Annotated in this window: 9 protein-coding genes and 1 pseudogene; 5 read left to right on the forward strand and 5 right to left on the reverse strand. The window is 39.9% G+C overall.

What is annotated here, in order from left to right:
* A partial coding sequence (locus C7B62_RS22775; protein ID WP_146132183.1) for an AI-2E family transporter occupies positions 1-455 on the forward strand: 455 nt, incomplete at its 5' end.
* 198 nt (positions 456-653) lie between these two features.
* On the opposite strand, the gene C7B62_RS22780 is transcribed toward C7B62_RS22775, so the two are convergent.
* Positions 654-1142, reverse strand: a complete 489-nt coding sequence (locus C7B62_RS22780) for a transposase (protein WP_199194336.1) — start codon at positions 1140-1142, stop codon at positions 654-656.
* A 229-nt stretch (positions 1143-1371) separates the two neighbouring features.
* Here C7B62_RS22780 and C7B62_RS22785 point away from each other — a divergent pair, with 229 nt between their 5' ends.
* The gene (locus C7B62_RS22785; RefSeq protein WP_106242869.1) at positions 1372-2274 is read left to right on the forward strand and encodes a YihY/virulence factor BrkB family protein; all 903 of its coding nucleotides are present in this window, start codon (positions 1372-1374) and stop codon (positions 2272-2274) included.
* A 40-nt stretch (positions 2275-2314) separates the two neighbouring features.
* On the opposite strand, the gene uraH is transcribed toward C7B62_RS22785, so the two are convergent.
* The 4 genes from uraH to C7B62_RS22805 all read right to left on the reverse strand — a co-directional run bounded on the left by uraH (position 2315) and on the right by C7B62_RS22805 (position 5904).
* A complete protein-coding gene (uraH, locus tag C7B62_RS22790) occupies positions 2315-2707 on the reverse strand; it encodes a hydroxyisourate hydrolase (protein ID WP_106242872.1) in 393 nt (130 codons plus the stop codon).
* Between the two features lie 320 nt (positions 2708-3027).
* A complete protein-coding gene (locus tag C7B62_RS22795; RefSeq protein WP_199194337.1) occupies positions 3028-3798 on the reverse strand; it encodes a glucose 1-dehydrogenase in 771 nt (256 codons plus the stop codon).
* Positions 3799-3870: 72 nt separating this feature from the next.
* A complete protein-coding gene (locus C7B62_RS22800) occupies positions 3871-5148 on the reverse strand; it encodes a serine hydrolase (RefSeq protein ID WP_106242884.1) in 1278 nt (425 codons plus the stop codon).
* Positions 5149-5280: 132 nt separating this feature from the next.
* A complete protein-coding gene (locus tag C7B62_RS22805; RefSeq protein ID WP_106242879.1) occupies positions 5281-5904 on the reverse strand; it encodes a hypothetical protein in 624 nt (207 codons plus the stop codon).
* Positions 5905-6233: 329 nt separating this feature from the next.
* On the opposite strand from C7B62_RS22805, the gene C7B62_RS22810 reads away from it, so the two are divergent.
* From C7B62_RS22810 to C7B62_RS22820, 3 genes and pseudogenes are all read left to right on the forward strand, one after another.
* Positions 6234-6509 (forward strand): amphi-Trp domain-containing protein, encoded by a 276-nt coding sequence (locus C7B62_RS22810; RefSeq protein WP_199194338.1) that lies wholly within the window; start codon positions 6234-6236, stop codon positions 6507-6509.
* Positions 6510-6844: 335 nt separating this feature from the next.
* Positions 6845-7417: a DUF3611 family protein gene (locus tag C7B62_RS22815; protein ID WP_106242882.1), complete on the forward strand. Its 573-nt coding sequence runs from the start codon at positions 6845-6847 to the stop codon at positions 7415-7417.
* Positions 7418-7508: 91 nt separating this feature from the next.
* Positions 7509-8590 (forward strand): annotated as a pseudogene (locus C7B62_RS22820) (CAAX protease); the annotation flags it as partial.

The raw sequence follows: 8590 nt of genomic DNA on the forward strand, positions 1-8590 counted from the left end.
GTTGGATAGGAGCTTTGACAGCTATCTGTCAGATTATTCTAATGTGGATTATGGGGGTGCAGTTTGCCGTACTGTGGGGAGTACTTTCATTCCTATTCAACTTTATACCTAATATCGGTTTTTATATTGCCCTTGTTCCGCCAGTATTATTAACCCTTCTTAACCAGGGATTAGGGCGAGCAGTAATCTTTGGCGTTATATATGCTTTGATTAATCTTTTCTTTGAAAATGTGGTTTCTCCTCACTACTTTGCCGAAGGATTAGACTTATCCGTATTAGTTACTTTTTTGGCAGTTATTATCTGGACGTGGATATTTGGTCCTATTGGAGCTTTCATGGCTCTGCCTCTGACGGTAATGGTAAAAAAGCTATTGTTGGAAATATTTCCGCAAACTCAACTGGTTGCTTCATTGTTAGGTTCGGGAGATGAAGAGGCAACGAAACAAGAAAAGTAATTGTTCAGTTCTTTTGAATCATTATAAATGGTCAACTCGTTCTCTGATTCGTAATGTTCGTTCTTGTATATTAAATCTAATTCTTTCTCAAACAAAAATTTAAATGGATTAGATATTCCTGTATTTTTGTCATGGGTTTGGTTGAAACGAGATGGCAAAAGAGTTCAACGTTTTATCATTTCAACTAATACCATTTCTCTATGAAGTTGCACTAAATAAAGCTGAGATGATATAGTCCCATCCACAAATTGAAGCAATTGCTTCAGACGAAATTGAATTAAGAACCTGCTTCAATTTGGCTCTTAATTGGTCTAAACTCGGGCAATATTCCCAGGATAATTGGCTTTTAATGTGTTCCCAAAGACGTTCAATTGGGTTAAGCTCAGGACTAGAAGGTGGTTGAAAAATAGGAATAATATGATCGGGCCATTTCAAATCGAGAGATTTATGAAAGCTGCCATTATCCATTTGGATTAAGTTAAGGCGAAAGCCTATGGCTTGAGAAAAGAGATTTAAGAACTGCTGAAAACAAAAATGATCCAAGTGAGAAAATTCCCCAAAAAAACTTTCTCCAGAGAGATACAGCATTTGTATTCTTTCTTTGGTGCTAGAAGTTATGGCATGGTGTAGTCGGTGTTTAAGTTCTTCTACACTTTCTTTGATTTCTACTGGAAATTTATTTCCCATATCTGTGCATTTTGTCACCACCTTTAATTTAATGCATCTTCATGGAGAATTGGTATGAGACCATAACGATCGATAGAAGTAGTTTTATAGCTTTTCGGTTAAACTTCATAATGGTCGATTGTAGATGGTATTGATAAGTGTGATTAGGGCAATACTTGTTGCGGTAACAGTAACCAAAACGATCTGTAATCGCCTGTAAAATTATGGTAATCTTACGTTCGGTATATTAATGTCAATACGAATTAAATCGATTTTTAGACTATTAAAAGAAGCTTTTCAAGGATGGCAAAAAGATAAAGTTTCTATTTTAGCTGCTGCGTTGGCTTACTATACCGTGTTTTCAATTGCCCCATTATTAGTAATTGCAATCGCGACCGCGGGTGCGGTTTTTGGTGAAGAGGCTGCTCGTGGTGAAATTGTTTCTCAAATAAATTATTTAGTAGGACAACAAGGAGCAGAGGCGATTGAAACCGCCATAGCCAATGCAAACCAACCAAAATTAGGCAGTGCAGCTTCCATTATTAGTATCGTGGTGTTATTTGTTGGTGCATCTGGGGTATTTGCTCAACTACAAACGGCATTAAATACTGTCTGGAACGTCGAGCCTAAACCCAACGCGGGAATCTGGGAATTCGTGCGTAAGCGATTGTTATCTTTTGGCATGGTACTGTCAATCGGCTTTTTACTATTGGTGTCTTTGATGATTAGTACACTTCTCGCTGCAATTAGTAATTTGGATGTCAATTTAGTTTCCGATTTCGCACCTTTATGGCGAGGGCTAAATTTGCTGATTTCTTTTGGCTTAATTACTTTATTATTCGCCTTGATTTATAAATACTTGCCCGATGTTGAAATACGCTGGAAAGATGTCTGGGTAGGTGCGATTGTTACAGCCTTACTATTTATCTTCGGTAAATACTTAATTGGCTTGTATTTGGGCAAAAGCAGCTTGGGTTCGGCTTATGGTGCTGCTGGCTCTTTAATTGTCTTTTTAGCCTGGGTGTTTTACTCTGCCCAGATTTTGTTATTTGGTGCAGAGCTTACTCAAGTTTATACTCGTAGATATGGCAGTAAGATACGCCCTAACTCTCATGCAGTAATGATTGACTCTTCTAAAAATAAATCTGGCTGACAGCTGTTCTCATAAATTGTTAAAAGTAGAGAAGTACAAATCAGTTTCCACGATAGGTACTGTAACCGAAGGGACTAACAATTACTGGTACGTGATAATGTTCTTCGGGATCTTCTACGTTAAAGACCACATCAATTTCTGGGAAAAAAGTTTCTCCATCTTCCGACATATCAAAAGTAAGTTTATAAACACCTGATTTAACTGCCATATCTTTGCCAAAAGATTCGACACGCCCATTTTCTTCCGTCATTGCGCTGCCGATGTCAGTCCAAGAATTATTATCGTCCTGTATAGAAAGTGTAACCGGCACATTTGCTCTACCTACACCATCTTTTAGATCCAGCACATGAGTTGATATTCCCTCAGCATGGGCTGCTGTTGAGACAAGAGAGAGAATAATACCTGCTGACAAACTTTGAATCAAATTACGCATTTTATTACCTTAAATGTTTTACTTGTAAATATTGATGGCGCGTGCAACTTTTTAGACAGAAACAACTTGCCAAAATTAGAAAAGAGATAGGACTTACGCATCGTACAAACTTACTATTCTGTATTGACTGAAATACGTTATTTCATCCTTGCTCAAATGCCTTTTGAGAAGACAGCGATCGCTGTCTTCTCAAGATTAAACACCTCAAACCGATACTGTATATTTGAGGTCTTCTGTCAATGCGTAAGTCCTAAGAGAGAGAATAACGATTGATTTAGGAGGTTCAATCGCCATGAGGAAATGATTAATTCTTCTACAAATTAATCTAAAGTTTGTACGCCACCACCGTTGACAAATAGTACCTGACCGCTAACCCATGAGGATATTGGGGCTGCAAAATAAAGCACTGCACCAGCGATGTCTTCTGGCTTGCCTAGTCGATCTAATGGCGTGTGCGACAGCATTTTTTTCTCCCTTTCTGGTGTCAGCACTGAAGCTAAAGCATCAGTTTTTACCGCTCCTGGTGCTACCGCATTGATCCTAACTTCTGGACCATAATCAAATGCTAAGTTGGCAGTCATGTGATTGATTGCAGCTTTAGATGAAGCATAAGCACTGATAGCAGGGCTTTTATTCACGGATGACATTGAAGACATACTGATAATAGAGCCATAACCAGCTTTTTTCATTTCGGGAGCGCATAGTTGTGATAGTCGCCAAGCACTAAATACATTGAGTTGAAAAGTTCGCGCAAAATCATCTACCGAAATATCTGAGGGACTTTCTTTTCCAGCACCCCCACCGCCAACGTTGTTCACGAGGATATTTATACTGCCAAACTCATCAATTGTACGCTTGACTAAATTGATTAGGTCTTCGTCTTTGGTTACGTTACAGGATACGGCGATCGCCTTTCCGCCTTGATCATTGATTTCATCGGCTGCTTTTTGAGCATCTTCAAATTTCAAATCCGCCACGACGATATTAGCACCAGCATCAGATAGCATCTGGCTACATCCTTTGCCAATACCGTTTGCGCCTCCAGTAACGATCGCAGTTTTACCTTCTAAGTTAAATAGTTCTGTGTTCATGATGTTTGTTATTAGTTATCAGTTGTTAGTTTTGTTCGACAAAGCTATAAGCCTATGGCTTATAGCTTATAGCTAGGAGCTTCGCTCCTTTAAATAATCAGCTACGGCTTGATAGGCTGGTAGGGAATAGCGATCGTTGGCAAAATTAGCAGCAACAGGATGGGAAGCAAAACGTACGAGAACCATCTCAGCCTTGGGATCGATATAGATAGTTTGTCCGTGTATGCCTCTAGCAGCAAATGCACCATCTTCATTGTTAGTAATCCACCACATATCTCGGTAAGACCAGCCTTTCAACTTGTCGTAACCTGACTTAGCAAATTTCTCTTGACTTCCCCCTTGTTGAATATCTTCTATGACACTTTGAGGTATTATTTGTTCGCCCTGCCAATTTCCTTTACGGCGAATCAGTTCTCCAAAACGCCCTAGATCTCGCAAACCAGCGTTGAATCCGCCTCCCGCCGAAGGAGTCCCTAATTCATCTACTGAATAATAGCCATCCTGTTCCATACCGATTCGCTGCCATATCTTTTCTGACAGCAATTGCGCCACCGATTTTCCTGTCACCTTAGAAGTTATCCAGCCCAGGGCATCGGCGTTGACAGTTTTGTAGCCAAAGGCTTCACCATGTTCGCCGTTTTTTTGTACCGTTTGTAGATATTCATAATAGCCAACTGGTCCATCATAGTCTTTAGGCTTGGGTAGGGGAGTTCCCGCGATCGCATATTGCCAAACTTCAGCATTGGGGTCAGAATAATCTTCGCTATAGTTTAAGGCGGTAGTCATATCCATGACTTGCCTGACGGTAGCATCAGCAAAAGCCGAATCTTTTAGTTCGGGTACATATTCGATTACGGTTTTGTTTTCATCTAGCAATCCTTCGGCAGCTAACATAGCACCTAGCGTTCCCGTGAAAGATTTTGTTAGCGACATGACCGCGTGTTTCCCGACCTCGTTTAAGGCAGCAAAATACTTTTCATAGACAATTTTGCCTTGATGTAGAATTAGTATGCCGTCGGTATAGTTTTTTCCCAGAGAAGCCTCCCAAGTCATTTCTTCATCGGAATCCCAGGGAACAAAAGTTAGCGTATCAATGTTTTCATCTAACTTATATTTAAAGGGAATTGGTGGGTTCTCTATTCCACGGGAAACATTAACTGTAGGCATAAACTGCCTCATGTGCGCCACGCTATAACGTAAAGCAGGAAATTCAAAGAAAGAGCCATCGGCAAGTTTTAAACGTTTGTCCTCTGGAGGTGGAAAGCCCTGCATCCAACCCATTTCTATGGGATCGCTTTCCCCTGCCGAGAGATATTGTTTTTCTTGGTTATCTTGGGCGGATGAATTCATGGCGATGAAAAAAACAATAAGAAATACAGTCGTGAGTCCTAATATGTTTTTAGAAATACGAGAAAATGATAGAGAATGGTTGTTGCGCTTCATTTAGTTTTGTTTTCATGTGTCTCTAGTAGATTATCTAAATTAAGTGCCGTAGCCAATTCCTAAAAGTAAGCCAGTATCAGTATCATCACCAAAACCTAGGTTGAAACGGGCTGTTCCTGTCAGGCGATCGGTAACTGGAACATCTACTCCTGCTGTGGCTAAAGCATTGACATCAAAATCATCAAATATTTTTTTGATTGATATTCCGCCACCAATGAAAGGATAAAGTGTTTTTGAAGAACCAATATCAACAGGAATTCCGTAGGTTACGGGCAACAAAATAGTATTTTTATCGCCAAACAGCACCGCAGGATGTAGGGCAAAATGCGAACTCAATGCACCTTTACCCAAGACAGCAAAAGCACCATCACCAATGGCAGTATCGTTGCCTCCAAAGCCAATATTTCCACCTATACCCAAATAGCTGTTAGATGGATTGGCTTCTTTATTTACAGGTTCTACTACATCAACTTCTACTCGTTCTGGCTTGAATTGAGCAAGTTTTTTCGCATCTGATTTTATAGTTGAAGAACCCAAACTTTCTGCATTAGAAATGCCTGAGCGTTCAGTCGCTTGAGCATTGGCAGCTAATGGTTTGAGCAGCAGTAATATGGTTGCAAAGCTGAAGAATAGACAAATTGATTTGGTATTTAAAGAAAACATTAGATTTGTACTCCTAATAATGTGTCGAGTTGATAAAAAAGCTTTAACAATATTTCTTGACCACATCTTGTGGTGTATCTCTCACTCGGTTGAGATACTTTTAAGCTATTGCTCTATTTATAACCAGAAGTTTTGAGGAACTTATGAGGAGTATTTTTAACTCATTTCGTTCGTAGCTATAAGCTATAAATTATAATTTGCATTTTTCTAAATCCTGCTGATGTTGACGCTTGACAATCTGTAAATGAAATTGCAGATCTTCTATATAATTAATAGTTGAGAGGCCTTTCAACTCTGTATTAATTGAGAATGTCTTTGAGAGGAGATAGATGATGGGAAAAGAAACAAGACTGTTCAAGAGCGAAGAGCGGAAAAGCCGATCGGATGTGAGTGAATTCTTGCATCAACTAGCTGACAAGATTTCGCAAGGTCAGGCAGTGCTGAGTCAGGGTCAGAAGGAGATTACAGTACAGCTTCCCCAAAGCCTGGTTCTCGAAGTACAAGTAGAGGATGAAGACAAAGGAGCAAAGGGAGTGCAGCACAGTCTGGAAGTAGAAATCAAGTGGTTTGACGATGACCAAGGGGGGACATTAGAGTTAAGGTAAGAACGCCTTTGTTTGGGTGAAGACTTTTCAGACTTGAGAGTGTTGAAAATTTATCACTGCTTGCCCTACCATAATCACCTATTCTGCGATCGCTTTTTATCTGCTTATATTGAAAATGCGATCGCGCGGTCTGCTCTATTCGGAGTTGTGCGATCGCATACTTATATTTCAGTTGATTTTTTTGATAAATTTTCAACTGATTTCTTGTTAATTCATTTTTAGTTACCGTTACTTTTCTTTTTTTATTCGGCTTGTTAATCACATCAAAACTCGCTGGTAGGCTAATTATCTTCTACACTGTAGACGTAATGAGCGAATGAGATTTATATGATGTTATGGACGAGTTAGTAGAATCAACCAACAATAACCAACTACCTAACAAACAGAAATTTGCCCGCACCTTATACACATTAGGTCGCATCAGCTATTGGATTCATCTAGTTCTAGGTGTCATATCGGGACTAACATTATTGCTGGTGGTATTTAGTCGTAATGCTACCAATAGTGGTACTGGAATCGGCATTTTTATCGCCATGTTTAGCTTTCTAGCTTTATGCTTTGGAGTTTATTGGGCTTGGCGATATAGTCGTCTGGCTAAAAAATTACAGCGAGTTGACCCCGAAACACAGCCCAGTAGAATAGAGATTATTCAGGTACTTCGTATCGGATTGTTAGCTAGCTTTGGTGGATTGATGTTAGCTTTAATCGCTACTGAAATCAGCTTAGTTTCTTTGGTTGCAAATGCGATCGCCAGACCTCAAGGTCTTGCTGTATTTGAAAGAGAACATATCATAACAGTCGCTGACTTATTATTAGTCTTGGCGCAGGTTAACATTTTAGGCGCACATTTCTTTGGTAGTGCTAATTGTTTAGGATTACTTAGTTGGATACTAAGAGCAGAGATCTAGTTATTTGCTTCAAATCTCATATTAACCTACTACAAAAGTCTATCTCCCCACAGCCATCGAGTCAATAACTAATATAAATAAAGCTTCTGCTATGAATGAAACTGCCCTCGAACGATTTTGGGAACTGCTAGGATGGGTTCTGGCTCTAAAATCAGAAGCATTTGAGCAAATAAACTCTCTCCCTAATGGCTCGACGGTAGCAATTATAGTAGTTCTAGCTGCTGGCTTTTCTCAAGCTGCTGCTCACAGCATTATCTTATTTATCAACCGCGTTAAACCAATACGCTTTATTTTTGGTTTAGTTATTGGGGCAATTTTATTTGCTTCTGGCTACTTATTTTTAGTTGTAACTACCTGGGCGATTAGCTATGCACCCTTTACTGCTGAAGCCCCTTTTGGTGTACTAGCACGTACTTTGGCATTTGGCTATGCACCACTGATATTTAGTCTTTTTGGAGCAATGCCCTATTTTGGACAACCCATTCTCTCGCTTTTATCGCTATGGCAATTGTTAGCAATGGTAGTGGGTTTTGCTGATGTAAGCAATACCAATGTCTGGCAAGCTTTTGGTACTGTATCATTAGGCTGGATTACTCTAGAAGTATTGCAGCGAACTATTGGGCAGCCGATCGCTCAATTCGGTCATTGGATTGCCTGTAAAACCGCTGGTGTACAGCTTGTCACTGAAGGCAAGAAGTTTAAGTCATTTATAGAAGAATTACGCTTAGATTCTATTGCCGATTCAACGCAGGTAGGCATACCAGATCCTCAAAAGGCAGTTACCTCATTTAAGTCAAGACCCAAGAAAACAGTCCAGTCGAGAAAACAGCAGGAGATATATTCGCGATCGCCTGTAGCTGCTTCGATGGAGATCGACACCACGAACACAAATCGCCGTTTTGAATTGACTTCAATTGCCAAACAATTACGCGGTCTGGCAATACTGGCTGGTGTAACCTTTGTTGCAGTAGTCCTCTTGTCACCAATTCGCTACTGGTGGTTCGCTTGGTATGGCAATCTAGATGAGCCTTTTAAACTAATCTTCAATTTAGTTTGGATTGGAATTATTGCTTTAGTAGCCGCTGCACTTTTGTCTCCTTTAGAAACTTTAAGCTGGTGGGCTGGTTGGTATGAGGATCTCTCTCCAAGTAGCTCTTCAGAAGAAATACAGCC

It is taken from the genome of Pleurocapsa sp. CCALA 161, from assembly GCF_003003995.1.
Lineage (GTDB): Bacteria > Cyanobacteriota > Cyanobacteriia > Cyanobacteriales > Xenococcaceae > Waterburya.